General features: G+C 70.8%; 23 protein-coding genes. 8 read left to right on the top strand and 15 right to left on the bottom strand.

Features of this window, described 5'->3' with window-relative positions; genetic code table 11:
- Positions 1 to 223: 223 nt before the first annotated feature.
- Complete coding sequence (locus tag DKM19_RS14880) at positions 224 to 1,141, top strand: DMT family transporter (protein ID WP_204358805.1); 918 nt, start codon at positions 224 to 226, stop codon at positions 1,139 to 1,141.
- A gap of 288 nt (positions 1,142 to 1,429) precedes the next feature.
- Here DKM19_RS14880 and DKM19_RS14875 read toward each other — a convergent pair whose 3' ends face one another.
- From DKM19_RS14875 to DKM19_RS14815, 13 genes are all read right to left on the bottom strand, one after another.
- Entirely contained in the window at positions 1,430 to 2,110 is a 681-nt protein-coding gene (locus DKM19_RS14875; protein WP_110696200.1) for a GntR family transcriptional regulator, read from the bottom strand.
- Between the two features lie 11 nt (positions 2,111 to 2,121).
- Positions 2,122 to 3,048, bottom strand: coding sequence for an ornithine cyclodeaminase family protein (locus DKM19_RS14870; protein ID WP_110696199.1), 927 nt, complete (start codon positions 3,046 to 3,048; stop codon positions 2,122 to 2,124).
- Positions 3,045 to 4,172 carry a proline racemase family protein gene (locus DKM19_RS51635; RefSeq protein ID WP_110696198.1) on the bottom strand — a complete coding sequence of 376 codons (1,128 nt, stop codon included), beginning with the start codon at positions 4,170 to 4,172 and terminating at the stop codon, positions 3,045 to 3,047. The genes DKM19_RS14870 and DKM19_RS51635 overlap by 4 nt, the downstream gene beginning before the upstream one ends.
- A 61-nt stretch (positions 4,173 to 4,233) precedes the next feature.
- Positions 4,234 to 4,959, bottom strand: coding sequence for an ABC transporter ATP-binding protein (locus DKM19_RS14860; RefSeq protein ID WP_110696197.1), 726 nt, complete (start codon positions 4,957 to 4,959; stop codon positions 4,234 to 4,236).
- Positions 4,952 to 5,719, bottom strand: coding sequence for an ABC transporter ATP-binding protein (locus tag DKM19_RS14855; protein ID WP_110696196.1), 768 nt, complete (start codon positions 5,717 to 5,719; stop codon positions 4,952 to 4,954). Before DKM19_RS14855 ends, DKM19_RS14860 begins: the two co-directional genes overlap by 8 nt.
- Positions 5,716 to 6,678, bottom strand: coding sequence for a branched-chain amino acid ABC transporter permease (locus DKM19_RS14850; protein ID WP_179282240.1), 963 nt, complete (start codon positions 6,676 to 6,678; stop codon positions 5,716 to 5,718). The genes DKM19_RS14855 and DKM19_RS14850 overlap by 4 nt, the downstream gene beginning before the upstream one ends.
- The gene (locus DKM19_RS14845) at positions 6,675 to 7,568 is read right to left on the bottom strand and encodes a branched-chain amino acid ABC transporter permease (protein WP_089210292.1); all 894 of its coding nucleotides are present in this window, start codon (positions 7,566 to 7,568) and stop codon (positions 6,675 to 6,677) included. Before DKM19_RS14845 ends, DKM19_RS14850 begins: the two co-directional genes overlap by 4 nt.
- Before the next feature lie 79 nt (positions 7,569 to 7,647).
- Positions 7,648 to 8,820, bottom strand: a complete 1,173-nt coding sequence (locus DKM19_RS14840; protein ID WP_110696195.1) for a branched-chain amino acid ABC transporter substrate-binding protein — start codon at positions 8,818 to 8,820, stop codon at positions 7,648 to 7,650.
- Between the two features lie 353 nt (positions 8,821 to 9,173).
- Positions 9,174 to 10,175 (bottom strand): proline racemase family protein, encoded by a 1,002-nt coding sequence (locus DKM19_RS14835; RefSeq protein ID WP_110696194.1) that lies wholly within the window; start codon positions 10,173 to 10,175, stop codon positions 9,174 to 9,176.
- A 154-nt stretch (positions 10,176 to 10,329) separates the two neighbouring features.
- Complete coding sequence (locus tag DKM19_RS14830) at positions 10,330 to 11,223, bottom strand: dihydrodipicolinate synthase family protein (RefSeq protein ID WP_110705725.1); 894 nt, start codon at positions 11,221 to 11,223, stop codon at positions 10,330 to 10,332.
- A gap of 66 nt (positions 11,224 to 11,289) precedes the next feature.
- Positions 11,290 to 12,669 (bottom strand): NAD(P)/FAD-dependent oxidoreductase, encoded by a 1,380-nt coding sequence (locus DKM19_RS14825; RefSeq protein ID WP_110696193.1) that lies wholly within the window; start codon positions 12,667 to 12,669, stop codon positions 11,290 to 11,292.
- Positions 12,670 to 12,676: 7 nt separating this feature from the next.
- The gene (locus DKM19_RS14820; protein WP_110696192.1) at positions 12,677 to 13,123 is read right to left on the bottom strand and encodes a (2Fe-2S)-binding protein; all 447 of its coding nucleotides are present in this window, start codon (positions 13,121 to 13,123) and stop codon (positions 12,677 to 12,679) included.
- Positions 13,120 to 14,274, bottom strand: coding sequence for an FAD-binding oxidoreductase (locus DKM19_RS14815; protein WP_110696191.1), 1,155 nt, complete (start codon positions 14,272 to 14,274; stop codon positions 13,120 to 13,122). The genes DKM19_RS14820 and DKM19_RS14815 overlap by 4 nt, the downstream gene beginning before the upstream one ends.
- Before the next feature lie 378 nt (positions 14,275 to 14,652).
- Between DKM19_RS14815 and DKM19_RS14810 the strand changes: the two genes are divergently transcribed.
- Both DKM19_RS14810 and DKM19_RS14805 read left to right on the top strand, forming a co-directional pair.
- Positions 14,653 to 15,642 (top strand): heme A synthase, encoded by a 990-nt coding sequence (locus DKM19_RS14810; protein WP_110696190.1) that lies wholly within the window; start codon positions 14,653 to 14,655, stop codon positions 15,640 to 15,642.
- Positions 15,643 to 15,813: 171 nt separating this feature from the next.
- A complete protein-coding gene (locus tag DKM19_RS14805; protein ID WP_110696189.1) occupies positions 15,814 to 16,491 on the top strand; it encodes a vancomycin high temperature exclusion protein in 678 nt (225 codons plus the stop codon).
- Here DKM19_RS14805 and DKM19_RS14800 read toward each other — a convergent pair.
- Both DKM19_RS14800 and DKM19_RS14795 read right to left on the bottom strand, forming a co-directional pair.
- Positions 16,479 to 17,723 carry a PrsW family intramembrane metalloprotease gene (locus DKM19_RS14800; protein ID WP_110696188.1) on the bottom strand — a complete coding sequence of 415 codons (1,245 nt, stop codon included), beginning with the start codon at positions 17,721 to 17,723 and terminating at the stop codon, positions 16,479 to 16,481. The two genes, DKM19_RS14805 and DKM19_RS14800, sit on opposite strands and share 13 nt — an antisense overlap.
- Before the next feature lie 168 nt (positions 17,724 to 17,891).
- A complete protein-coding gene (locus DKM19_RS14795; protein ID WP_110696187.1) occupies positions 17,892 to 18,845 on the bottom strand; it encodes a heme o synthase in 954 nt (317 codons plus the stop codon).
- A gap of 386 nt (positions 18,846 to 19,231) precedes the next feature.
- On the opposite strand from DKM19_RS14795, the gene tkt reads away from it, so the two are divergent.
- The 5 genes from tkt (at position 19,232) to DKM19_RS14770 (ending at position 26,574) form a co-directional block, all read left to right on the top strand.
- A complete protein-coding gene (tkt, locus tag DKM19_RS14790) occupies positions 19,232 to 21,265 on the top strand; it encodes a transketolase (RefSeq protein WP_239514446.1) in 2,034 nt (677 codons plus the stop codon).
- Between the two features lie 2 nt (positions 21,266 to 21,267).
- Positions 21,268 to 22,371: a transaldolase gene (gene tal / locus DKM19_RS14785; RefSeq protein ID WP_110696185.1), complete on the top strand. Its 1,104-nt coding sequence runs from the start codon at positions 21,268 to 21,270 to the stop codon at positions 22,369 to 22,371.
- 4 nt (positions 22,372 to 22,375) lie between these two features.
- Entirely contained in the window at positions 22,376 to 24,004 is a 1,629-nt protein-coding gene (locus DKM19_RS14780; protein WP_110696184.1) for a glucose-6-phosphate isomerase, read from the top strand.
- A gap of 89 nt (positions 24,005 to 24,093) precedes the next feature.
- Positions 24,094 to 25,662, top strand: a complete 1,569-nt coding sequence (gene zwf, locus DKM19_RS14775; protein WP_110705724.1) for a glucose-6-phosphate dehydrogenase — start codon at positions 24,094 to 24,096, stop codon at positions 25,660 to 25,662.
- Positions 25,663 to 26,574, top strand: coding sequence for a glucose-6-phosphate dehydrogenase assembly protein OpcA (locus DKM19_RS14770; protein WP_110696183.1), 912 nt, complete (start codon positions 25,663 to 25,665; stop codon positions 26,572 to 26,574).
- Positions 26,575 to 26,645: the final 71 nt, after the last annotated feature.

The following is a 26,645-nucleotide window of genomic DNA, read 5'->3' as shown; positions in this document are numbered from 1 at the left end:
CATGACCACGACGCCCCCTGCCTCCGACGGGAAGAACCGTGACATTCCATGCCCGGCGGGCATGATCGCGATGTTCCACACCGCCGGAACAATCGTGACGCCCCACGGCAGCGGGGTCGTCTCACATGACGGACATCGCCCTGGAAATGGCACCCTCCATGAGTAGGGTCGGACCGACAGTAAGGTCTGAATCACCCCATTGCACCTGGCACCGAGGAGTCCCGTGACCGCCCAAGCCCTGGACGGGCCCGCCGAGCCGTACGAGCCCGGGCTGCCCAGGCCCGGAGCGCTGCTGCGCGCCGCGTCCGACGCCATCCCGCCGTCCGGGCTGGTGCTGCTGGCCATCCTGTCCGTGCAGGTGGGCGCGGGATTCGCCAAGGACCTGTTCTCCCAGCTGCCGCCGAGCGCGGTGGTGTTCCTGCGGATCGCGATGGGTGCGCTGATCATGGGCGTGGTCGCCCGGCCCCGGCTGAAGGGGCTGACCAGGGCCGACCTCGGGGCGGGCGTGGCGTTCGGCGTGACGCTGGGCGTGATGAACCTGTCGTTCTACGAGGCCCTGGCGCGGCTGCCCATGGGCATCGCCGTGGCGATCGAGTTCCTCGGCCCGCTCGGCGTGGCGGTGGCCGCCTCGCGCCGCCGCATGGACCTGATCTGGGTCGTGCTGGCCGGGTCGGGCGTGGTGATGCTGGCCCCGTGGGGGACGGCGACCTCCCGGATCAGCTGGGCCGGGATCGGGTTCGCGCTGGTCGCGGCGGTCTGCTGGGCGGGCTACATCCTGCTGTCGGCCTCGGTGGGCGGGCGTTTCCCCGGCACGACCGGCCTCTCCTTCGCGATGATCGTGTCATTCGTGGTGATCGCCCCCGTGGGGATCACCACCGGCGGGGCCGACCTGCTCCAGCCGGAGCTGCTGCTGATCGGGCTCGGGGTGGGCCTGCTGTCATCGGTCATCCCCTACTCCATCGAGCTGGAGGCGCTGCGCAGGATGCCCAAGCGGGTGTTCGGCATCCTGATGAGCCTGGAGCCCGCGGTGGCCGCGATCGTCGGCCTGCTCGTGCTGGGCGAGGTGCTCGAGGTGCGCGAGTGGGCCGCCATCGGCTGCGTGGTCATCGCCAGCGTGGGCGCGACCCGCAGCACCCGCTGACCGTCGGCACGACCCGCGACACTCACCGACCGTCGGCGTGGGCGCGACCCGCGACACTCACCGACCGTCGGCGTGGGCGCGACCCGCGACACTCACCGACCGTCGGCGTGGGCGCGACCCGCGACACGCACCGACCGTCGGCGTGGGCGCGACCCGCGACACGCACCGACCGTCGATGTGGCCGTGGCGCCGCCGACCGGCCGCAGGGCCGCGTCGCGTCGCGGGCCACGGCCACATCGTGGTCATGGATGACGTGGCAGACGCCGACCGGCCGCGCCGCGTCGGGGGCTATTGCGGGGGCCGGGCCCAGATTCCCCGGACGTGCTGGATGTGGTCGCGCATCAGCTGCTCGGCGGCGCCCGCGTCGCCGGCCGCGAGCAGTTCCAGCAGATCGAGGTGCTCGCGGGCGGAGTCGGGGAGACGGCCCCGCTGGTGGAGGGCGGACAGGCCATACAGCCGGGCCCGCTTGCGCAGGTCGCGCACCACCTCCACGAGGTGGACGTTGCCCGCCAGCGCCAGGAGCTCCACGTGGAAGCGGAGGTCGGCGTCGACGTAGGCGAGCAGGTCGCCGCGTTCCGCCGCGTCGACGATCTCCTGAGCCACCGGGCGGAGCAGGTCGAAGCTCTCCGCGCGGTCCGTGCCGGCCAGCCGGGCCACCGTGGGCACCTCGATGAGCCTGCGGATCTCGGTGAGCTCGTCCAGGTCGCGGTCGGACATCTCGGTGACCCGGAAACCCTTGTTGCGCACCGCCTCGACCAGGCCCTCCTTGGTCAGGTCGAGCATCGCCTCGCGCACCGGGGTCGCCGAGACCCCGAACTGGGCGGCCAGCACCGGCGCCGAGTAGACCGTGCCCGGCCTCATCTCACCGGTGATCAGTGCCGCCCTCAGCGCGTGAGCCACCTGCTCTCGCAGGCTCTGCCGCTCGCTCACGACCGGCAGGTCGAGCCGGTTGTCCGCCGAAGAACTCATACCGGCGCCTCTCATCTCGCTCGCGTCCACGCCCCGTAGGCGGCGGCCGCCACCACCAGGTCCTCCCAGGCCATGCCCACACTCTTGAACACCCTGGGGCCCGGTCCCGGGGGCACGGCACCGGTGATCAGTTCCCGGAGGTTCCCAGCGAGATGACCATCGGTGATCGTACCGTTCCGCAACGGGATGATCAGATCCCCTGCCTCGGCCAGGGCGGCGCCGCGGGCTTCGACGAAAACGGTGGAACGGGCGACGAGATCATCGTCGATCTCCCGGGCGTCCGGCTCGTGGGAGCCGATCGCGACCACGGTCGCATCGTCGCGGACGAGCCTACCGTCGAACAGGGGCACCCTGGCGCTCGTGCAGCAGGCGATGAGATCGGCCTGTCCGAGACCGGCCACGGTGTCCGCCCGGAGCCCTTCGTCCGCGCACCGCCCGGCGAACGCCTCCGCCCTCCCCCGGTCCCTGGCGATCACGATCACCCGGTCCACGGGGCGGACCGCGCGGAATGCCTCGACGTGTCCCCACGCCTGCGGGCCCGTGCCGAACACCGCCATCGTCGCGGCGCCGGGTCCGGCCAGGTGCCGTACGGCGAGCGCGGAGACGGCCGGGGTGCGCAGCGAGGTCAGCGCCACACCGTCCAGTGTGGCCAGCGGGGCCAGGGTCTCCCCGTCCATGAGCAGGTAGGTGCCCTGGATCCGGGGCAGCCCGCGCGAGGGATTGGCCGGGGCGACTGCGGCGATCTTGATCCCCACGTGACGTCCCCACGCGGCGGGCATCAGCAGCAGCTGCCCGGCGGGGACCTCCACGACGGGCCGCCGCGGCGTCTCCTCCGGGTCGAGCCCGTCGCGCAGCGCGTCCTCCAGCACCTGTACGGCCCGCGCCATCGGCACCAGCTCGCGCAACCTCTCCCCGTCGAGGTACGGCAGGCCGCTCACCGGAGGGTGAACCCGGTGCCCACCGGGTCGCGCGGATCGAGGGCGAACCGGTGCTCCCCCGTGCGGTAGGCCATGCCCTCCACCTCGGCGACGACCCCCTCGTCGGTCACCTCGGCCACCCGGGCGCGGAAGGAGGTGCCCACGATGCTCTCGTGGACGAGCGTGCCGGTGAAGCCGTCGTCGTGCAGCAGCGCCAGCCGGGCCGCGGTGCCCGACCCACAGGGCGAGCGGTCCACCTCTCCGTCGGCGAAGACCGTCACGTTGCGCTGGTGGCCGGGGCCCAGCTCGTCGTGGAAGATGACGCCGTAGATCCCGGAGAGCCGGTCGTCGCCCGGATGCCTGGCGGCGGGGTGGCCGGCCAGGGCGGCCTTGATCGCCCGGCCGAGCGCGATCAGCTCGGTGAGATGCTCGGGGACCACGCTCAGCCCGAACGCCGCGGCCGGAACCGAGGCGTAGAGGGCCCCGCCGTACGCGACGTCGACGGTGACGCCGGCGAGCCCGGCGAGCTCCGGCGGGCGGCCCCCGCTCACCGCGGCGCCGGCGTCCTGGATCCCGGCGGGGCGCTCCGTCCCGGAGGGCTCCGGCGGACGGCTCCCACCCACCGTGCCGGCGTCCTGGGCCCCGGCGGGCCGCGGGCCGGAGCCGGGGACGCCGGGAGCAGAGCCCAGCCGGACGCCTCGCGCGACCACGTAGGAGGGGACGTTCCTGAAGGTGACGGCCTCGATCCGGCCCGCCACGCAGCGGACCCTGGCCGTCACCCTGCCGGAGGGGACGTCGACGACCACGTCGGTCTCCCCGTCGGGGTCGGCCTTGACCAGCCCGCTGTCCACGGCGTACACACCGAGTGCGATGGTGCCGTGGCCGCAGGCGGTGGAGTAGCCGTCCTTGTGCCAGAACAGCACGCCGAGATGGGCGCCGGGGTCGTCCGGAGGGACGAGGAAGCAGCCGTACATGTCCGCGTGCCCGCGCGGCTCGTGGCAGAGCAGCCGCCGCACGGCGTCGATCTCCGGAGCCCCCGCCGCCTCACGGCGCTCCAGCACCGTGTCACCGGGGATGCCCGGCGCCCCGGCGACGACGATCCGGAACGGCTCCCCCGCGGTGTGGTAGTCGATCGTCTCGATCATCCTGAGTCCTTCCAGCGTGGAGACCTCTGGCTTCGGCTTCGGGGAGGCCGCGGGGAGAAGATCACGTGCCCCCGTTCCGCCGCACTCCGCCGAGGTAGGCCTCGACCACCCGGGCGTCCTCGCGGAGCTCGGCGGCGGGGCCGTCGAGCACGCACTCGCCGTTCTCGATGACGTAACCCCGGTTAGCGATCTTGAGCGCGACGGTCGCGTTCTGCTCGACGAGCAGCACCGAGGTGCCGTCCGCGTTGATACCGGCGATCAGCTCCATGACCGAGGCGACCACCAGCGGGGCCAATCCCATCGAGGGCTCGTCGAGCAACAGCAGACTGGGCCCGGTGACCAGTGCCCGGCCGATGGCCAGCATCTGCTGCTCGCCGCCGGAGAGCGTGCCGCCGTGCTGGCCGCGCCGCTCGGCCAGGCGGGGCAGCAGCTCGTAGACGCGCTCGATCCGCCTGCGGATCTCGGCCTGGTCCCGGACGAGGTAGCCGCCGAGCTGCAGGTTCTCATGCACGGTGAGCGTACTGAAGATCTTGCGGCCCTCGGGGACGTGCACCAGGCCGCTTGCGGTGATCTTGTGCGGCTTCTCCCTGGTGATGTCCTTGCCGTCAAAGACGATCTTTCCGGCGCTGGGCCGCACCAGGCCGGAGGCCGCCGCCAGCGTGGTGGTCTTGCCCGCGCCGTTGTTGCCCAGAAGGGCGACGATCTCTCCCTTCGCGACGGTGAGGGACAGGCCGCGCAGCGCGTGCACGCCGCCGTAGTGGACGTCGAGTCCGTGGATCTCAAGCATGGGCGTCGCTCCCGAGGTAGGCCTCAATGACGGCCGGGTTCTCGCGGACGTCCTCGGGGCGGCCGTCGGCGATCTCCTTGCCGAAGTTCAGCACGACCACGCGTTCGGAGACCTCCATGACCAGGCCCATGTCGTGCTCGATGAGCACGATGGCCACGCCCAGCTCCTGGATGCGCCGGATCAGGTCGAGCATCTCCTCCTTCTCACCGTGGTTGAGCCCGGCCGCGGGCTCGTCGAGCAGCAGCAGGTCGGGACGGCGGGCGAGCGCCCTGGCGATCTCCGTACGGCGCTGCTCGCCGTAGGGCAGGTTGCGGGCGGCTCCGTACCGGTCACCGCGCAGGCCGACGAAGTCCAGCCAGTGGTGGGCCTGCTCGGTGCACTCGCGCTCGGAGCGGCGGTAGCGGGGGGTGTGCAGCAGGGCGTCGAGGACGCTCTGCCGCAGCCACAGGTGCGACCCGGCCCGCACGTTGTCCAGGACCGACAGCTCGCCGAACAGGCGCAGGTTCTGGAACGTCCGCGCGACGCCGAGACCAGCGACGGCCGACGGTCTCAGCCCGAGGAGGTTCTTGTCCCGCAGGGTGATCCGGCCCGAGGTCGGGCGGTAGAAACCGGTGACGCAGTTGAAGGCCGACGTCTTGCCCGCACCGTTGGGCCCGATGACGGAGACGATCTCCGCCTCGTCCACCGAGAACGAGAGCCCGTCGATGGCCGCCAGCCCGCCGAAGGACAGGCGCAGGTCCTCCACGCTCAGCAGGCTCACGAGACCTCCTTGGAACGGGCGGGCCAGAGCCCCTGCGGGCGCAGGAGCATGACGATGATGAGAAGGATGCCGAACAGCAGGAAACGGTAGTCGGCGAGGCCGCGGAGGACCTCCGGCAGGAGGCTGATCACGACGGCGCCGATGACGACGCCGGGCATCGAGCCCATGCCGCCGAGGACGACGGCCATCAGGACCAGCGCGGACTGCAGGAAGGTGAAGCTTCCCGGGGAGATCGCCGACAGCTGGGAGGCGAACAGGACGCCGGCCAGGCCGCCCCAGACGGCTCCGGCGATGTAGGCGGCGAGCTTGACGCGGTAGGTGTGCACGCCCATGGCCTCAGCGGCGTCCTCGTCCTCCCGGACGAAACGCCAGGCCCGGCCGAGCCGGGAGCGGCCCAGGCGGGCCGCGCCGAGGACGGCCAGCGAGACGACGACCACGGTGACGTAGTAGAAGAGCACCTTGTTCTCGACCAGGTGCGGGATGCCGTAGATCCCCGAGGGCCCGCCGGTGACGTCCAGGTTGTTGGCGGTGATCCGGATGATCTCGCCGAAGCCCAGGGTCACGATGGCGAGATAGTCGCTGCGGAGCCGGAGGGTGGGCGCGCCGATGATGATCCCGGCGATGACCGTGACCACGATGACGATGGGCACGGTGGCCAGCAGCGGCAGGTCGAAGCGGGTGGCGAGCACGCCGCTGGTGTACGCGCCGACCGCGAAGAAGGCCACGTAGCCGAGATCGAGCAGGCCGCAGTAGCCGACCACGATGTTCAGCCCGGCGGCGAGCATCACGGCGATGGCCGCGCTGGTCATGATCGACAGTGCGTACGGCGTGGCGTCGACGAAGGGCGCGAGGAGCGCGATCAGCAGCCCGGCGGTCCCGGCCCACTTGTTCCGCATCAGCCTCGACGCCCGGGTCGGGGGCTTGTCCGTGCCGAGGCGGCGGACCTTGGTCGTGCTCATACGCGTTCCGTGACGCGCTCGCCGAGCAGGCCCGTGGGCCGCACGGTCAAGAACAGGATCAGCACCCCGAAGGCGAACACGTCGCGCCACTCCCCGCCCAGCCAGTACGTGCCGAACGACTCCAGCAGCCCGAGCAGCAGCCCGCCGAGCATCGTGCCGGGGATGTTGCCGATCCCGCCGATGACCGCGGCGGTGAAGGCCTTGAGCCCGATCAGGAAGCCCATCATGAAGTCGATCTTCCCGTAGTAGGCCCCGGCCATCACCCCCGCGGCCCCGGCCAGGGCCGAGCCGACGAAGAAGGTCCGGGAGATCACCGAGTTCACGTTGATGCCCATCAGCGCGCTGGTGCGCGGATCCAGCGCGATGGCCCGCATCGCCCGGCCCTCCCGGGTCCGGGTGACCAGCAGGTTGAGAGCGATCATGAGCACGACGGCCACGCCCATGAGGACGAGCTGCTGGAGGGTCAGCCGGGCGCCGAGCACCTCCATCGCCGTGCCGCCGAGCCGGACCGGGTAGACCTGCGGGTCGGCGCCGGCCACGGCGCGCATGCCGTACTCCAGGGCGAAGGACGCGCCGACGGCGGTGATCAGCAGAGAGAGCCGGGGCGCGCGGCGCAGCGGCCGGTAGGCGATCCGCTCCAGCGCCACCCCGGCCAGGCCGGTGACCACCATGGTCGCCAGGAGCACCACGAGCAGCAGCGGCAGGGCCATGGAGGGGGAGACGCCGCCGACCGCGCCGAGAATGGCGAAGCCGACGAACGCCCCGAGCATGTACAGGTCGCCGTGGGCGAAGTTGAGCAGCTTGATGATCCCGTAGACCATGCTGTAGCCGAGGGCCACCAGGGCGTAGAACGAGCCGACGAACAGGCCGTTCCAGACGAGCTGGGTCACGCGGCGGCCTCCTTCACCGGCCGGAGGACCAGGGTGCCGAGCTCGTCGGCACCCTCATCGACCGCCCGCGTCACTCTGATCATTTGAGGGCGTCCTGCAGGGCGAACTTGTCACCCTTGACGACGAGGATCTGGAAGCCGCCGCTGGCCAGGGTGTGCTCGGGGGTGAACTTCAGGGGCCCGGAGAACATCGGGAACCCGTCGATCGCCTCGAGTGCGGCGATGACCTTGGCGCCGTCGGTGCCGCCCGCCTTGGTGATCGCCTCGGCGGCCAGCCGCACCGCGTCGTAGGCCTGGTTGGAGTAGGGGCCGGGGGCGGCGTTGTACTTCTTCTGGTAGGCCGCGATCCAGCCCTCCGCGCCCTCAAGCGTGTCGGGGGTCTGGGTCATCGTGGCGTAGACGCCCTCGGCGGCCTCGGCGCCGGCGATCTCCATCAGCTTGGGCGAGACCGAGCCGTCCCCGACCATGATCGAGCCCTTGTACCCGGCCTGGCGGAGCTGGCGTGCGATCAGCCCGCCCTCCTGGAAGTAGCCGGTCCAGTAGACGAAGTCGGGCTTCTTGTCGAGCACGTTGGTGATGTTGGCGCTGTAGTCGCTCTCCTTGGGCGTGACCGCCTCGGTGATCACGGGCTCGGCGCCGCCGGGAGCCTCCAGCAGGGCCTGGGTGCGGACCGCGATGTCCTTGGAGTAGCTGGTGTTGTCGTGCATCAGCGCGACGCTCTTGGCGCCCTGCTTCGTGATCCACTTCTCCGCGGCCATGGCCTGCTGGGAGCCCGTGCCGTTGATCAGGAAGACGTGCTTGAGCTTCTGGTCGACCAGCTCCTGGGAGTTGGCGGCCGGAATGATCATCGGGATGTTCGCCTTGCCGAAGATCGGCAGGGTCGGTAGCGTCGCACCCGAGCAGTAACCGCCCACGGAGACGTCCACCGCCTCGGTGACCAGCTTGTTCGCCCCGGCGGCCGCCGACTGGGCGTCGCAGGCGTCGTCGGCGGTCTTCAGCTCCAGCTGGCGTCCGAGCACCCCGCCCTTGGCGTTGATCTCGTCGACCGCGAGCTGCGCCGCGTTGCTCATATAGGGGCCGATGGCGGCCTCGCTGCCCGACTGCGGGATGAGCATCCCGAGGAGGATCGGACCGTCTTTCTTCGCCGCCTGGTCGCCGCTGTCGCCGCCACCGAGCAGACCCTGGCCACATCCGGTGGCCAGGAGACCGAGAACGGCCAGGGAGGCGAGGGATTTCAAGGGGATGGCACGCATGCGCGGCTCCTCACATCGAATGATGTGTGACATTGCACTTTGCGTGGATGTGCGCGTCAAGGGCCGAAACAAGACCGTTAACGTTCATACACTGTTTCGCCGCATGTGACGGGGGCCACACGAGGAGGCACCCCCCCGACCGTGACCCCCGGTCAGGCCGGGCACAACCGCTCTCGGTCGTGCCCGGACGTGCCCGCCGAGCGGCCGATCACGACCGTGAACCGCCCGGGAATCCTCGATCTCCCAGGACTCCGCCGGTCGATTCGTTGTGGATCCTCTCGACCTGCGTGGTCGACACCGGACGTGGCCCGATGGGAATCGGCCGACGGAGTCCTCCCGGATCGGGGAGCGCGTCAGAGCAGGAAGCCCTCGGGGAAGGGGTCACGGGGATCGAGGAAGTACTGGGCGGTGCCGGTGACCCATGCCCGCCCGGTGATGGTCGGGACCACCGCGGGCAGGCCGGCGACCTCCGTCTCCTCGACGAGCCGCCCCACGAAACGGGTGCCGATGAACGACTCGTTCACGAAGTCGGTGTTCAGCGCGAGCTCGCCCCGGGCGTGGAGCTGGGCCATCCTGGCGCTGGTGCCGGTGCCGCAGGGCGAGCGGTCGAACCAGCCGGGGTGGATCGCCATCGCGTGCCTCGAGTGCCCGGCGTCCGAACCCGGCGCCGTGAACTGCACGTGGTGGCAGCCCCGGAAGCCGTCGTCCAGCGGGTGGACGGGCTCGTCCTGCTCGTTGATCGCACCCATGATCGCCAGGCCCGCGTCGAGGATCTGCTGCTTGTGCGAGCGCTCGAACGGCAGGCCCACCGACTCGATCGGCAGGATCGCGTAGTAGTTGCCCCCGTAGGCCAGGTCGTAGGTGACCTCGCCGATGCCCGCCACCTTGACCGTGCGGTCCAGGCCGACGCTGAACGAGGGCACGTTGGTGATGGTCACGGCCATGGCGGCGCCGTCTTCGACCTGGACCTCGGCGACGACCAGTCCCGCGGGGGTGTCCAGCCGGATGACGGTGACCGGCTCGACGACCTCGACCATCCCGGTCTCCACCAGGACGGTGGCGACGCCGATGGTGCCGTGGCCGCACATGGGCAGGCAGCCGGAGACCTCGATGTAGAGCACGCCGTAGTCGGCGTCGGGCCGGGTGGGCGGCTGCAAGATGGCCCCGCTCATCGCGGAGTGGCCGCGCGGCTCATACATGAGCAGGGTCCGGATGTGGTCCATCTCGGCCAGGAAGTGCTTCCGGCGCTCGGCCATGGTCGCGCCGGGGATGACTCCCACTCCCCCGGTGATCACACGGGTGGGCATGCCCTCGGTGTGGGAGTCCACCGCATGAAAGACCCTTTTTGTCCTCATTGATTCTCCTCGCGGGGGGTGACTGCTTTTCGAGCCTACGGTCGCTTTCTGGGTGAACGACCGCGGCACAGGATTCGGAGCCGGAGGTGCCTCCCGAACCGGCGGCCGGGCGCGACGGGCGTCGTCCGCGGCCGTGGGGTCCGGGAACGACCGCCTAGCGCAGACCCTCGGCCAGGGCCTTCTCGGTGGCGGCGCGGACGGTGGCCTCCTGCTCGGCGATGAGCGGCAGTCGCGGCGGGCGGCACGGGCCGCCCCTGCGCCCGGCCAGATCCATGGAGAGTTTGATCGCCTGCACGAACTCGGGCTTGGAGTCCCAGCGCAGCAGCGGGTGCAGCGCGCGGTAGAGCGGGAGCGCGGTGGTCAGGTCCCCGGCCATGGCCGCCCGGTACAGGGCCACGGTGGAGGTGGGCAGCGCGTTGGGGAAACCGGACACCCAGCCGACCGCGCCGGCCACAGCCAGCTCCAGCAGCACGTCGTCGGCGCCGACCAGCACCTCCAGGCCGGGGGCGAGCTCGGCGATCTCGTAGATCCGGCGGACGTCGCCGCTGAACTCCTTGACCCCCACGATCAGCCCCTCTCCGTGGAGCCGCGCGAGCAGCGCCGGGGTGAGGTCCACCTTGGTGTCGAAGGGGTTGTTGTAGGCCACCACCGGCAGGCCCGCCTTGGCCACCTCGCGGTAGTGCTCCACCACGATCCTGTCGTCGGCCCGGTAGGCGTTCGGCGGGAGCAGCATCACCGCCCGGCACCCGGCGTCGCGAGCCTGCTCCGCCCAGCGACGGGCCTCCAGCGCGCCGTAGGCGGCGACTCCCGGCATGACCCGGTCCCCGCCGACGGCGGCGACGGCGGTCTCCACGACCGAGGCCCGCTCCTCGGGGGTCAGCGTCTGATACTCGCCCAGCGATCCGTTCGGCACCACGCCGTCGCACCCGGAGGCGACCAGCCACCGGCAGTGCTCGGCGTAGCCGTCCAGGTCTACGGAGAGATCCTCGCCGAGGGGCAGCGCGGTGGCCACCATCACGCCGTGCCAGGGCTTCGGGCGGGTCGTCATCGTCATCTTCCTTCCAATGGGGTCGGGTCACAGCCGAGAGGCTCGGGAGAGCCCGAGGTGGCCGGGTCAGTCCGAGGGGGGCCGGGTCGACGCGGCGAGGTCGCCGAGCCTGATGGGCTGGGCGATCGGGCGCCGGGGCGCCGCGGGGTCCTCACCGGCGAGACATGCGACCGCGTAGCCGCATATCCGGCCCTGGCACCAGCCCATGCCGGGGCGCGCCAGCAGCTTGACGGAGCGCGCGTCGACGGCGCCCAGTTCCTGTGCCTCGCGCACGGCCGACAGGGGCACCTCCTCGCAGCGGCAGATCAGCGTGTCGTCGCGGAGCCATCCCATCCAGCCGGGCCGCACCGGGTAGGCGCTCTGCAGCGCCCGCGCGAAGGCGGCGAGCCTGTCCCTGCGCCGGGACAGCGCCGGATCGGGCGGCACCCGGCGGCCCAGGTCCGCGGCGGCGGCCCGGCCCGCGATGCGGCCCTCGACCTCGGCGAGCACGGCCCCGCCGACGCCGGTGGACTCCCCCGCCGCGTAGACGCCGGGCACGCTGGTGCGCAGGCCCGCGTCCACCGCGACGACCGGGCTGCCGTCGATGTCGTGACGGGTCACGCAGCCGAGCTGGACCGGTAGATCGAGCTGGGGAACGAAGCCGTAGCCGTAGGCGAGGGTGTCGCACTCGACGGTTCTGGTCGCGATCGGCCGCCAGCCGGAGTCCAGTCTGGCGACGGTGACGTGGGTCAGCGCGGTGCCGCCGGGGTCGCCGTGCGCGGCGATCACCGCCTGGCGGCCGTGGTAGGGGACCCGGTGGCGGGCCAGGCGCGCGCCGTACCCGAGGGCCTCCCCGGCCTTGCCCGCGGCGAGCAGCGGGTGCCCCGCCAGCCCGAAACGGCCGTTGGCCTCGTGGATCCCGAGCACGTCCGCGCCCGCGTCGGCCAGCCCCGCGGCGACCGGGAGGAGGAACGGCCCCGTCCCGGCGACCACGACCCTGCGGCCCGCGACCACGAGGTCGCCCTTGAGCAGCGCCTGCGCGCCGCCCGCGGTGAGCACGCCCGGCAGGTCCCAGCCGGGGAACGGCACCGGCCGGTCGTGCGCGCCGGTGGCGATCAGCAGCCTGCGCGCGGTGACCGTGCGGGGCCGCTCCTCGCGGTCGCCCTCCAGGCACCGTACGGTCATCGCCTCATCAGAGCGTTCGACCGCCCAGACCCGGTGGTGGAGCAGTATGTCGGCCCGGCCGCGGAGCGTGTCCCACTGGCGCATGAACCCGCCGAGGCCGTGGTGGAGCGCTCCGGGATTCTCCGCGTGGAAGCCTTCCGGCGGCTGCCGGAAGTACTGGCCGCCGGGCCTGGCTCCGGCGTCGACGAGCACGACGCTCAACCCGGCGAGGGACGCGGTGAGCGCGCCGGCCACTCCGGCGGGGCCCGCGCCGACGACGGCGAGATCGTAGATCGGCTTCATCGGCCGCTCACCGCTCCCCGTCCGCACCGAGGCCGGGCACATCGGGATCGGACGCGCCGGACGTGGACGCCTCGGGAGTGGACGCGCCATGGGTCGGCGCGTCGGAGGAGAAACCGCCGGAGAAGGGCTCGCCGGGGCGGGGCGCGTCGCCGTGCGGACCGTCGCCCGCGTCGTGGCCGGTGGTCACCAGGTCTCCCGGGCGGGCCTCGGTCAGGCAGGCGCGCAGGGACGGGCTGCCGTTCACCGTGACCAGGCAGTCGAAGCAGACGCCTATGCCGCAGAACAGCCCGCGGGGGCGCCCGCCGAACCTGGTGGTGCGCCAGGAGCGGATGCCCGCGCCGTGCATGGCGGCGCCGACGGTCTGGCCGGGGACCACCGGGACGGGAACGCCGTCCACGCTGATCTCGAACTCCGGCTCCGGCCGCGCCCGCACCAGGCGGTACGGCTGCCTCATCGAGAGTCCTCCTTCGTGAAACGGTCCGGGCGGAAGGGGCGGAGGTCCAGGTCGAGGCGGTCGTCGATCAGGGCCTGGGCGATGAGGTGGCCGGTGGCCGGGGCCAGGCCGATTCCCGCGCCTTCGTGGCCGCAGGCGTGATAGAGGCCGGGGGCCCGGGGGTCCTCTCCGATCACGGGGAGGTGGTCGGGACAGTAGGGGCGGAAGCCGCAGTAGGCCCGGATGACCCTGCGCTCGGCAAGCGCGGGAAACAGCGCGACGGCCTGGGCCGCGAGGCGTTCCAGCACCGGGATGGAGACCGTACGGTCGAAGCCGACCCGCTCGCGGCTCGCGCCGATGAGCACGGGTCCCGCCGGGGTGCCCTCCACGACGGCGGACGTCTCCAGGCCCTCCGAATCGCTGGCCACGTCGGTGACGTAGGCGGCGGTGTAGACCTTGTGCCTGATCAGCGGTCTTTCGAGCGGCTCCGTGACCAGGATGAAGCCGCGCCGGGGCAGGACGGGGACGCGCACTCCGGCCAGCGCGGCGATCTCGCCGCCCCAGGTTCCCGCGGCGTTGACGACGGCTCCGGCGAGGATGTCGCCCTGGTCGGTCGTGACACCGGTGACCCGGTCGCCGTCGCGGACGAAGCCGGTGACCGTGACGCCGGTGCGCAGCATCAGGGCGCTCTGGCCGAATCTCTCCGCGCCCTGCCGGATCAGCCTGGCCGCCGCCAGCATGGGCTGGACCTGGGCGTCCTGAGGGTAGAACACGCCTCCGGCGAGGTCCCGGGTCAGGTGGGGCTCGTAGTCGCCGAGCTCGTCGGAGGCGACCACGGTGTGCTCAAGGCGTTGATTGGCGGCCAGGGAGGTGAGTGCGCCGAGCACCTCGCCGGTCTCGGCGACCACCAGGCCGCCCTTGGACTCGAACTCGAACCCGTCGCCGGGGCCGGAGCTCGCCAGGTCACGCCAGAGGCGGTTGGAGAGCAGCGCCAGATCGAGCTCGGGGCCCGGCTCCTTGTCGGAGACCAGCACGTTGCCCTCTCCCGCACCGGTCGTGCCGCCCGCCACGGCCCCGCGGTCGACGACCACCACGTCCAGTCCCGCTCGGGCCGCGTAGTAGGCGCAGGCAGCCCCGACGATCCCGGCGCCGACCACCACGACGTCCGGCATGACTCACCTCGCTCCGCGCCTCGACTCGCCAGTACTATGTCACATACCTTTGAGGGGATCAATGGGACGTAGCTCACGTTCTCCGACTCAGCGACCCCTACCCGGACGGCCCGCGAGGCAAGCCGTACGCACCGGGGCAGGCCGTACGGACACCGGCGGCGCACGCGGCCGGAAACCGGACGCGTACGGCCCAGGACAGGACGCGCACCGCAGCGCACACGACCGGAAGCCGGACGCGTGCGGAGTCCAAGACGGACGCGCACACGGCCCGCGAGCCGGGCGCGTACGCGCTCCACGGTGGACACGTGCACGGCCCGAGGCGGGACGCGCATGGGGTCCAGAGCAGGACCGACCACCTCGCCGCCTAACATGTGAGCCGTGAAGCACCTCCTTGACCAGATCGGCCGCAATGCCGTGAAACTGTGGCATACCGTGTGGTCCCCCACCCCCGTCACCATGCGCCGATGGGCGCTGGCGGCGGTGGTCGTCAACGCGGGCATCACGGTGAGCGGCGCGGCCGTGCGGGTCACCAAATCGGGCCTGGGCTGCCCGACCTGGCCCAGGTGCACCCCCGGCAGCTTCATCCCCGCCGCCCATGGCGAGACCGCGCCGATCAACATGGCCATCGAGTTCGGCAACCGGATGCTGACCTTCCTGGTCCTGGCCGTCGCCCTGGTCTGCCTGATCAACGCGATGAGACTCCTTCCCCGCCGCCGCGACCTGGTCCGGCTGGCCTGGATCCAGCCCGTCGGCGTGGCCGCGCAGGCGCTCTGGGGCGGCCTGGTCGTGCGGAGCCTGCTCAACCCGGTCACCGTCAGCGTGCACTTCCTGATCTCCACCGGCCTGATCGCCGCCGCCTACGCGCTGTACGCCCGCTCACGCGAGGGAGACGCCCCACCGCGACGCCTGGTCCACCGCGACATCCGCACGCTCGGCTTCGCGCTCACCGCCGCGGTGTTCGTCCTGCTCATCGCGGGCGTGGTGGTGACCGGCACCGGGCCGCACTCCGGCGACCAGATGGCCTCCCGATTCCAGTTCGACATCGAGAGCGTGGTGAGGATCCACACCGACTTCGTCTACATCGTGGTCGGTCTCACGTTCGCGCTGCTGTTCGCGGTTCACGTCACCGACGCACCGGGCTACGTGCGACGGGCGGCGCTGGTGCTGCTGATCGTCGAGCTGGCCCAGGGAGGCGTCGGATACGTCCAGTACTTCCTGGGCGTGCCCGCGGCCCTGGTCGACCTGCACGTGCTCGGCTCGACGCTGGTGTGGATCTGCACACTGCGGGTGGTGTTCATGATGCGGTCGCGGGGCCCGCTGGACACAACCGCCACGAACCGGGACGAGCTCGACACCGTCAACGCCTGATCGGCACGGGTACGGCGCCGGCCACACCCGACCGGGGTGGATTTGGCGCCACCCGGGACCCGACGGGACGGATCAGCGCCACACAGGACCGGATCAGGACAGGTTCGATGCCGCCCATGCTCGACCGGGACAGGCTCGACGCCACCCGCGCCCAACCGGGACAATGACCGGATGCGCGTGTCACGCAGGACCTTCCGGCTCTCCTACCAGGGCGCGGTGCTGCTGAGCGTGCTGATGATCGCGCCGCTGACCTGGGTCTGGCTGGCCAGTTCCGGACATCGGGTGGTCGCCGACTCCCCCGGCTGGATGGCCGAGGTCCCCGAGGCGCCGGTGGCGCTGGTGCTGGGGGCGGGCATCACCGGGGAGAACCCGACGCCCATGCTGGCCAGGCGGCTGGACATCTCCGCCGAGCTGTACCGGGCGGGCAAGGTCAGGGCGATCCTGCTCTCGGGCGACAACGGACGGGTGGGATACGACGAGCCGACCGTGATGCACGACTACCTGCTCGCGCGCGGAGTGCCGGGCAGGGCGCTCGTCCTCGACTACGCGGGCTTCGACACCTGGGACTCGTGCGTGCGGGCCCGCACCGTGTTCGGCGCCCACCGGCTCACCGTGGTCACCCAGGTCTTCCACCTGCCCAGGGCCGTCACCCTGTGCCGTACGGCGGGCGTGGAGACCTTCGGCGTCGGCGACGACTCGAGCAAACAGTGGGTCTCCACCTACGCCCTCGCGGCCCGCGAGTTCTTCGCCTCGGCGAAGGGGCTTCTCGACTCCGTGGTCCTCGACTCCGACCCGGTCTTCCCCGGTCCGCGCGAGACGAGCCTGGACGCCGCGCTTCAGTCGGGGTGAGCGCCGTACCCGGGGAACGGACGCCGGTAGGAGGCGCCCGGCAGGTTGGGCGGGCTGCCCTGGCCGGGCCGGTATCCCGATGAGGCACCGCCGCCGGGGGGCGCGGCCGGCGGCGCGGGGAACTGCGCGCGGGCGCCCGCCATGCACTCCAGCAGCGCCTGCTGCTCCTCGTCGAACGTGCGCTCGTCGATCACGCGGCGCCTGGCCCGCTCGTGGAGCAGGCCGAGCTCGGTGGCCGCGAGCTGGTAGTCGTTCATCGCCCGCAGCCCTCCCCTGCCGCCGTGTGTCTTCGCCCACTGCCGGGCGTGGCGGCGTCCGGGCAGGGAGGAGAGCATGTTGACGTCGTACTGGGCGACGAGCCCGGTCGGCTGGTAGGCGGGCAGATAACTCTGGATCAGGCCGACGATGCGCTTGCGGTCGCGGAAGACGATCCAGATCATGACGAACAGCACGACCATCAGCAGCAGGTAGGCGATGGCCAGGCCGCCGATGCCGACGTAGGACGCGAAGCCGTTCCAGATCCCGTGGAGCGCCATCGCGCCGATCCAGCCGGCGGCGATCACGAAGATCCGCATCGGCCCCTGGCGCTGCGCCGCGTAGGCCACCGCGACGCCGATCATGGAGGTGAACAGCGGATGGGCGAACGGCGACAGGATCCCCCGCAGCACGACGGTCACCGCCAGGCCCTGCGCGCCCAGGTCGTCGAGAGCGGCCACGTAGTAGCTGACGTTCTCGCTCATCGCGAAGCCCAAGCCGACCATGCTGGCGTAGATGATGCCGTCGGTGGGCCCGTCGAGCTCCGCCCTCTTGAACCTGAGCAGGCCCAGCAGGACCAGCCCCTTCATCGTCTCCTCGACCACCGGGGCGCCGAACGTCGCGGCGACGTTGCGCGCGTAGTCGTAGCCCATCCGGACGGCGTTCTCGATGTAGAACAGGTTGAAGGAGTTGATGACTCCGGCGACGAGGACCGCCACGCCCGCGCCCCAGGCGAACGCGAAGATCAGGTTGCTCCGGGGTTCGGGCTCCATGCGGTCGAGCGCGAGCACGGCGGCCAGCAGGACGGGGACCGGCGCCAGGGCCAGCCCGAGCGCGATGAAAAAGTAGACCGGATCACCGTTCAGCACGTCGAAGGAGAACGACACCAGCGCGCACAACCCGGTAAGGACAAGCCCCGCGATCAGTGCGACAGACGGGCGCTCCCTGAGCACCCACCGAGGATCACGGCTTGCCATGTGGCAACCGTAACCGATCAACCACGACCTGTCCCCTCCACCCCCGCGCTTGACCTGGGGTCAACCACGAAAGACACATTCGACGCCAAAAAACCGGAAAAGAAGAACCCCCGTGAACGGTCACGGGGGCGATGGCCCTAACAGGATTGGATGTTCGCCTGAACCGGCTCAGACGAACATCGAGTCGATGGCGACGGCCAGGAAGAGCAGCGCCAGGTAGGCGTTGGACCAGTGGAAGAAGCGCATCGGGCGCAGGTCCACGCCGGTCTTGCCCGCGTTGACCCGGCCGAGAAGGCGGTGGACCTCCCACAGGCAGGCCGCGCCGAGGACGAGGGCCACGGCGGGATAGATCAGCGTGGTCCCGGCGATCGGCCACAGCAGCAGCGAGCAGAGCACCGTGGCCCAGGTGTAGACGATGCTCTCCAGCACCACGCGGCGCTCGGTGGCGACCACCGGCAGCATGGGGATCTTCGCCGCGGCGTAGTCCTCCTTGTAGCGCATGGCGAGGGTCCAGGTGTGCGGAGGCGTCCAGAAGAACACCACGCCGAAGAGGACCACCGGGGCCCAGTCGAGGCTGCCGGTGACACCCGCCCAGCCGATCAGCACCGGCATGCAGCCGGCGAGGCCGCCCCACACCACGTTCTGGGAGGTCCTCCGCTTGAGGATCATCGAGTAGACGAGCACGTAGAAGAGGTTCGCGGCCAGCGAGAGGCCCGCCGCGAGCCAATTCACCATCAACCCGAGGCCAAGAGTCGACAGCACCCCGAGGATGACGCCGAAGATCAGCGCGTTGGTCGGCGGGACCAGGTCGCGGGCGAGCGGGCGGCGCCGGGTGCGGCGCATCGTGGCGTCGATGTCACGGTCGATGTAGCAGTTCAGGGCGTTCGCACTGCCGGCCGAGAGGGTGCCGAACACCAGGGTGTTGACGGCGATCCACAGCGGTGGCAGGCCTCGTGCGGCCAGGAACATCACCGGTAGTGTTGTGATCAGCAGCAGCTCGATGATCCGCGGTTTGGTGAGGGCGATATACGCCTTCACCGTGTCGCCGAACGAGTGCGGCGCGGCATCGGATGCCGCGGCCGCCCCGGGAGGGGTCATCGATTGCTTGTCGGTCAGCACCATCTAAGGCGCTTCCAGCACGTGCGGGGTCAACGCGTAACCTCTGATTAGAGCGGATCCGTGAATTGCGGGCACCAGCCAGCTTTGAGAACTCACTGTAGTTGTTGGGGGGGCCGGTCCCGGCATGGGGTGCTGAAGCCGCGCGACGGGATCCCCTCCGGGAACCCGTCCGCGCTCCTCATCGCCCCCGCGGACTCGCCCCGACGTGGGCCTGCGCAGCAGCAGGCGAGGCCGAACCGTTAGGGTCCGGTGTGGGCGGGAAATACCAGACCGGCGCCATCATTACACGACAAGATCCGGAGAACGAGCACTTGAGCAGCGAACTCGTGCCAGCCCTTGAATGGAGCGACCTGGACCGTCAGGCGGTCGACGTCGTACGGGCCTTGGCGATGGACGCGGTAGAGAAGGCGGGTTCGGGCCACCCGGGCACCGCGATGAGCCTGGCGCCCGCCGCCTACCTGCTTTTTCAGCAGGCCATGCGGCACGACCCCTCTGATCCCACCTGGGTGGGCAGGGATCGGTTCGTCCTCTCCGCCGGACACAGCAGCCTTACCCTTTACATCCAGTTGTTCCTCTCGGGTTACGGCCTCAGCCTGGACGACCTGAAGGCACTGCGCCAGTGGAACAGCCTGACCCCGGGCCACCCGGAGCACGGCCACACCATCGGCGTCGAGACCACCACCGGTCCGCTCGGCCAGGGCCTCGGCAACGCGGTCGGCATGGCCATGGCGGCCCGCCGCGAGCGCGGCCTGTTCGACCCGGACGCGGAAGCGGGCACGAGCCCCTTCGACCACACGATCTGGTGCATCGCCTCCGAGGGTGACATCGAAGAGGGCATCAGCCACGAGGTCAGCGCCATCGCCGCCCACCAGAAGCTGGGCAACCTGATCGTCGTCTTCGACAGCAACCACATCTCCATCGAGGACGACACCCAGATCGCGCTGAGCGAGGACGTCGTCAGGCGTTACGACGCCTACGGCTGGCACACCCAGACCGTCGACTGGACGCAGACCGGCGACTACGTCGAGGACGTCGAGGCGCTGCACCAGGCCCTGGAGGCCGCCCGCGCCGAGACCGGCAGGCCGTCGTTCATCCGCCTGCGCACCATCATCGGCTGGCCCGCGCCGAAGAAGCAGAACACCGGCAAGGCCCACGGCTCGGCTCTGGGCGCCGAAGAGGTCGCCGCCACCAAGACGATCATGGGGCAGGACCCGGCCAAGAGCTTCGACGTCCCCGCCGAGGTTCTGGAGCACACCCGCGAGGTCGTCGAGCGGGGCCGCGCGGCCCACGCCGAGTGGGAGAAGGGTTTCCAGAGCTGGCGCGACGCCAACCCCGAGCGCTTCGCCGAGTTCGAGCGCATCTCCGCGCGACAGCTCCCCAAGGGCTGGACCGAGGCGCTCCCCGTCTTCGAGACCGGCGCCTCCGTCGCCACCCGCAAGGCCTCCGGCGAGGTGCTCAACAGCCTCGCGCCGGTGCTGCCCGAGCTGTGGGGCGGTTCGGCCGACCTGGCCGAGTCCAACAACACCACGATGAAGGGCGAGCCGTCCTTCATCCCCGAGGAGTTCCAGACCAAGGAGTTCCCCGGCAACCGCTACGGCCGCACGCTGCACTTCGGCATCCGCGAGCACGGCATGGGGTCGATCCTCAACGGCATCGCGCTGCACAACGGCACCCGCCCCTACGGCGGCACGTTCCTCGTCTTCAGCGACTACATGCGCCCCGCCGTACGGCTCGCGGCGCTGATGAAGCTGCCGGTCACCTACGTGTGGACGCACGACTCCATCGGTCTGGGCGAGGACGGCCCGACCCACCAGCCCGTCGAGCACCTGTGGGCGCTGCGCGCCATCCCGGGCCTCGACGTGGTCCGCCCCGCCGACGCCAACGAGACGGCCGCCGCGTGGCGGACCGTGCTGGAGCACAACGACCGGCCGGCCGCGCTGGCCCTGACCCGGCAGAACCTGCCGGTCTACGAGGGCAGCGGGGACGCCACGAAGGTCGCCAAGGGCGGTTACGTCCTGCAGGACGCCTCCAACGGCCAGCCCGCGGTGATCCTGATCGGCACCGGCTCCGAGGTCGAGCTGGCCGTCGGGGCCCGCGAGCTCCTGGAGGCGGAGGGATTCCCGACCCGGGTCGTGTCGATGCCGTGCGTCGAGTGGTTCCAGGCCCAGGACTCCGCCTACAAGCAGACGGTGCTGCCCTCCGCGGTCCGCGCGCGCGTCGCCGTGGAGGCGGGAATCGCACTGGGCTGGCGGGAGTTCGTGGGAGATGACGGGGAAGTAGTGAGCTTGGAGCACTTCGGTGCTTCTGCTCCATACAAGACCCTCTACGAGCAGTTCGGCCTCACCGCCGAGCGAGTCGCTGCCGCCGCGAAGGCCAGCCTCGCGAAGACCGGGGCCGACAAGGGCGAGACGACGGGAAACTGATCATGAGTGAGATCCTGAAGAGACTTTCGGAGCAGGGCGTCTCCATCTGGCTGGACGACATCAGCCGCGAGCGCCTCCGTACCGGCAACCTGGAGTCGCTGATCCGCGAGAAGTCCGTGGTCGGCGTCACCTCCAACCCGACGATCTTCGCCTCGGCGCTGAGCAAGGGCGACGCCTACGACACCCAGCTCCACGACCTGAAGGTGCGTGGAGTGGACCTCGAGGAGGCGGTGCGCGCCATCACCACCTACGACATCCGCTGGGCCGCCGACGTGCTGAAGCCGGTCTACGACGCCAGCCAGGGCGTGGACGGCCGGGTCTCGATCGAGGTCGACCCGCGCCTGGCCAGGGAGACCGACAAGACGATCGCCGAAGCCCGCGCACTGTGGTGGATGGTCGACCGTCCCAACCTGTTCATCAAGATCCCGGCCACGGTCGAGGGCCTGCCCGCGATCGCCCAGGCGATCTCCGAGGGCATCAGCGTCAACGTCACGCTGATCTTCTCCCTCGAGCGCTACCGCGGCGTGATGGACGCCTGGCTGACCGGCCTGGAGCGGGCGAAGGCGAACGGCCTGAACCTGTCGAGCATCGAGTCGGTGGCCTCGTTCTTCGTCAGCCGCGTGGACAGCGAGATCGACAAGCGCCTGGACAAGATCGGCACGCCCGAGGCGCTGGAGCTCAAGGGCAAGGCCGCGGTCGCCAACGCCCGCCTGGCCTTCGCCGCCTTCGAGGACGTCATGAACTCCCCGCGCTGGCAGGCCCTGGCCGCCGCCGGAGCTCGCCCGCAGCGCCCGCTGTGGGCCTCCACCGGGACCAAGAACCCCGACTACCCCGACACCCTCTACGTCGACGACCTGGTCGCGGCCGGCACGGTCAACACGATGCCGGAGAAGACCCTCAACGCCGTGGCCGACCATAGCAAGATCACCGACGACACCGTTCGCCCCTTCTACGAGCACGCCTGGAACACCATGGCCGCGCTCAAGGAAGTCGGCCTTGACTACGACGACGTCGTGAGGTTCCTGGAGGAAGACGGTGTGGACAAGTTCAAGGCGTCCTGGACCGAGCTCCTGTCAACCGTCGACGCCGAACTGAAGAAGGCCTGAACGCATGTCAGTGTCCGTAACGTTCGACGACGAGAATCTGGCCGAGCTCGCCTCCGAGACCGTGGGCCGCCTCGTCGCCGAAGGGGTCCCCGCCGCCCTGGCGAGCGGGGACCCCACGCTGTGGGGCCCGGAGGCCGAGCCCGAGGCGACCGTCCGCCTCGGCTGGCTCACCCTTCCGCTGACAAGCCGTGAGCTGCTTCCCGAGATCGAGAAGCTGGTCGAGCGGGCCCGCGCGGAGAACCTGAACCACGTGGTCCTCGCGGGCATGGGCGGCTCCTCGCTCGCCCCCGAGGTCATCACGACGAGCGCCGACGTGCCGCTGACCGTGCTCGACACCACCGACCCCGGTCAGGTGCGCCGCGCGCTCGAAGACCGGCTGGAGAGCACGATCCTGGTGGTCGCCAGCAAGAGCGGCGGCACGGCCGAGACCGACAGCCACCGGCGAATCTACGAGAAGGCCTTCCGCGACGCGGGGATCGACCCGGCCGACCGGATCGTCGTGGTCACCGACCCCGGCTCCCCGCTGGAGCAGAGCGCCATCGAGGCGGGCTACACGGTCATCCTGGCCGACCCCACCGTCGGCGGCCGCTACAGCGCCCTGTCGGCGTTCGGCCTGGTGCCCAGCGCCCTCGCGGGAGCCGACGTCAAGGAGCTGCTCGACGACGCGGCCGCCGTGCAGCCGCTGCTGTCGCAGACCGAGGGCAACCCCGGCCTGGACCTCGGCGCCGCCCTCGGCGCCGCCGCGGCCGACGGGCGTGACAAGCTCGTGATCGAGGACGACCTCTCGGAGATCAACGGCCTGCCCGACTGGATCGAGCAGCTCATCGCCGAGTCCACCGGCAAGTCCGGCAAGGGCATCCTGCCCGTCGTCGGCGCCGACCCGAGTGGCATCGACGACGAGCTGGTCGTCGGGATCGACACCGACGGCGCGGTGACCGTCACCGGTCCGCTGGGCGCGCAGTTCCTCGTCTGGGAGTACGCCACGGCCATCGCCGGCCGCGTGCTCGGCATCGACCCGTTCAGCCAGCCGAACGTGGCCGAGTCCAAGGAGAACACCGGCGAGCTGCTGGACCAGGCCGAACTGCCGGTCGGCACGCCGATCCTGGTCGACGGCCCGGTCGAGGTGTACGGCGAGCTGCCGGGCTCGGAGGCTCCCGAGGACCTGTCCGACGTGCTCACCCGGCTGCTGGACGCGATCCCCGAAGACGGCTATCTCACGATCATGGCCTACCTCGACCGGGAGGCGGCGTTCGACGCCCCCTACCCCGAGGGCGCCTCGTTCGAGGAGATGACCGACGCGTGGAGCGGGGCCGACCCGGTCACGCTGCGCGGCCAGCTCGCGACGCGGACCGAGCGCCCGGTCACCTTCGGGTGGGGCCCGCGGTTCCTGCACTCCACCGGCCAGTACCACAAGGGTGGCCCGCAGAACGGAGTGTTCCTGCAGATCACCGGGGCCGTTGAGAACGACATCGAGGTTCCCGGAAAGCCGTACACCCTGGGCCGCCTGCAGCTGGCCCAGGCTCTGGGAGACCAGGGTGCGCTGGCCAAGCGCGGACGTCCCACCGTACGGCTGCACCTGACCGATCGCGTGGCAGGCGTCGAGCGTCTGCTCGCCGCCGCCCGGCAGGCCTGAATGGGCCGCTGGAGGTCTGAATGAACAAGGAAAACTCCGAGGTCAAAGCCGAGGAGCCCATAAACTCCGATGTCAAAGCCGGGGAGCCCATGACTTCGGCGGCCGCGGCCGCGGTCGCCGCCACCACCGAAGCGGTGGCGGCGGCCAACCCGCTGCGCGACCCGCGTGACAAGCGCATTCCTCGTGTGGCGGGGCCGTGCGTGCTGGTGCTGTTCGGTGTGACCGGCGACCTGGCGCGTAAGAAGCTGTTGCCGGCGATCTACGACCTGGCCAACCGGGGGCTGCTGCCCCCGGGGTTCTCCCTGGTGGGCTTCGCCCGCCGTGACTGGAAGGACCAGGACTTCGCGGAGCTCACCCACGCGGCCGTCAAGGAGCACGCGCGGACGCCGTTCCGCGAGGAGGTCTGGAAGCAGCTGTCGGAGGGCATCTTCTTCTGCCCGGGTGAGTTCACCGACGACGGCGCGTTCGACGCGCTGGCCATGATGCTCAAGGAGATCGACGAGACCCGGGGCACCGGCGGCAATTACGGCTTCTACCTGTCGGTGCCGCCGAAGTTCTTCCCGCTCGTGGTCCAGCAGCTCAAGCGGACCAACCTCGCGGACGCCCCTCCCGGGAGCTGGCGCCGGGTTGTGATCGAGAAGCCCTTCGGGCACGACCTGAAGAGCGCCCAGGAGCTGAACGCGATCACCAGCGCGGTCTTCCCGGAGAGTTCGGTGTTCCGCATCGACCACTACCTGGGCAAGGAGACCGTCCAGAACATTCTGGCGCTGCGGTTCGCCAACAACCTGTTCGAGCCGATCTGGAACCGGGGTTACGTCGACCACGTTCAGATCACGATGGCCGAGGACATCGGCATCGGCGGCCGGGCGGGTTACTTCGACGGCATCGGCGCGGCCCGTGACGTGATCCAGAACCACCTGCTGCAGCTGCTGGCCCTGGTCGGCATGGAGGATCCGACGTCGTTCGGAGCCGACTCGCTGCGCAGGGAGAAGGAGAAGGTCCTCAAGGCCGTGCGGCTGCCGTCGGACCTGTCGCTGTCCACCGCCCGCGGCCGTTACGGTCCGGGCTGGCAGGGTGGCGACCCGGTCATCGGTTACACGCAGGAGGAGGGCATCTCGCCCGAATCGATCACCGAGACCTACGCCGCCATCAAGCTGGAGATCGCCAACCGCCGCTGGGCCGGGGTGCCGTTCTACCTGCGCACCGGCAAGCGGCTCGGCCGCCGGGTGACCGAGGTCGCCGTGGTGTTCCAGCGCGCGCCCCACCTGCCGTTCAGCAAGGACGACACCGAGATCCTGGGGCAGAACGCCCTGGTCATCCGGGTGCAGCCCGACGAGGGCATCACGGTGCGGTTCGGCTCCAAGGTGCCCGGCACCGCGATGGAGGTCAGGGACGTCTCGATGGACTTCGCCTACGGCGAGTCGTTCATGGAGTCCTCCCCCGAGGCCTACGAGCGGCTGCTGCTGGACGTGCTGATCGGCGATCCGCCGCTCTTCCCGCACCAGCGCGAGGTCGAGCTGTCGTGGCAGATCCTCGACCCGATCGAGGAGTTCTGGGCCTCCCAGGGACCGCCGGAGGAATACCCGGCGGGCACGTGGGGCCCCAAGTCGGCTGACGAACTGATGGCCCGCGACGGCCGCGTCTGGAGGAGGCTCTAGATGACGAGTTTCATGCTCAGCGGCACGAACGCGTCGAAGATCTCCTCCCAGCTCACCGCGCTGCGGCACCAGATGGGCACCCCTGCGGTCGGCATGGTGCTGACCCTGGTGGTGGTCTGCGACGAGAGCGAGCAGTACGACGCGGTACGGGCAGCGACCGAGGCGGCCAGGGAGCACCCCTCCCGGATACTGGTTGTCATCTCTCGCGATCCGAAGGAGTCGAACCGGCTCGACGCCGAGCTTCGGTTCGGCGAGTCCACGCCGGGCGAGGTGATTCTGCTCCGCCTGTACGGCGAGCTCACCAAGCACGCCGACTCGGTGGTCAGCCCGCTGCTGCTCACCGACACTCCGGTGGTGGCCTGGTGGCCGGGCGACTGCCCCGACATCCCGGCCAAGGACCCGATCGGCATGCTCGCCCAGCGCCGCATCGTCGACGCGCGGGCGGCGGCCGACTCGGTCGCGGCGATCGCCGGCCGGGCTCACGGCTACGTTCCGGGTGACACCGACCTGGCCTGGACCCGGCTGACGACGTGGCGGAGCCTGCTGGCCGCCGCGTTCGACCAGCCGGTGGGCAAGGTCAAGAAGGGCACCGTGGAGGCCGTGACCGGCCACGCCAGCGCCCTGCTGCTGGCGGCCTGGCTCGGCGAGCGTCTCGGCGCCTCGGTGAAGGTCACCGAATCGGCGGGCCCGGGGCTGACCGCGGTGAAGCTCTCCACGACCGAGGGCGACATCGTCATCACCCGCGGCGACGGCCGCATGGCCATGCTGTCCCGCCCGGGCCAGCCGGACCGCCAGGTCGCTCTGACCCGGCGCCCGAAGTCGGAGCTGCTCGCCGAGGAGCTCAGGCGGCTGGATCCCGACGAGATCTACGAGGCCGCGATCCGGCGACTCGCCCGGACGCACAAGTCCTGACCCGTGAGCGCCCCGCGGCCTGCCGCGGGGCGCTCATCCTTTTCCTTTGAACCGAACTCGTCCTTCGAAAG

Origin of the sequence: Streptosporangium sp. 'caverna' (assembly GCF_003203775.1) — a bacterium.
Lineage (GTDB): Bacteria > Actinomycetota > Actinomycetes > Streptosporangiales > Streptosporangiaceae > Streptosporangium > Streptosporangium subroseum.
This window is presented reverse-complemented; position numbering and strand designations above follow the sequence as displayed.